A 791-nucleotide genomic window follows, 5' to 3' on the forward strand; every position below is an offset into this window, starting at 1 on the left:
ATAAAATGTAATTATAAAAGTTTGTAAGTAAGTTTTGATTAAATATTTAATTAAATAAAAAAGCCTGCCCATAATATTTTATGGACAGGCTTAGTTTTTATTAATATTTATTAATTTTTCTTTAATGTAACAGTACCGCTGTTATCTGGTTTAGTATAAGCAGCTGTTCCATCACCATTAAACACTATTTTATGTTCTTCCACTTTTGCTGTATCATTAATATATCTATGGTCATATATTGTTAGATTATTTCCGTTTAATATGGCACTAGGGTTCATTAAGTCAGCTGGTGTTATAACAGCATTAGCTTCATCAACTGTTAGTGTTATACTTCCTTCTGAATATGTACCAGCATAAGGTGTTAATAAATCAGATTTTCTCATTGTGGATGTCTGTTCTATATTATTTATTAATATACTAGCGATTGCTCTATTTGCCTCAATAATAAAATTATATTTAGCTTCTGGGAATTCAAGAGTTAATACATTTCCATTTAATGAACATCTTATTTTACTTACATAATCTTTTACAGAATATAAATATATATTTCCTTTATCATCTATTGTAAATAAATACTCTTTTGTTATTTCTGTATCAGTATCTCCTCCATATACATAATAATTTCCAGCATATTTACCTGCCTGACTAATTGTAGTTACTATATCATATCCGCTAAGTGTAGTAAAGTTTTCTTTAGTAAATACCATTTTATAAAATTCTTGAATTGAATTATCAGAAAAGTTTAATATTTCTATATGAGGATTCCAATCACTGCCATATTGTGAAGATTG

Annotated in this window: 1 protein-coding gene; it reads right to left on the bottom strand. The window is 26.5% G+C overall.

Annotation, left to right across the window (positions count from 1 at the left end; all coding sequences use genetic code 11):
• Window positions 1-110 precede the first annotated feature (110 nt).
• Window positions 111-791, bottom strand: a 681-nt coding sequence (locus EZH24_RS14400) for a hypothetical protein (protein ID WP_161976184.1), incomplete at its 5' end; no start/stop codon positions are given.

This window comes from Brachyspira catarrhinii (assembly GCF_005518285.1).
GTDB lineage: Bacteria > Spirochaetota > Brachyspiria > Brachyspirales > Brachyspiraceae > Brachyspira > Brachyspira catarrhinii.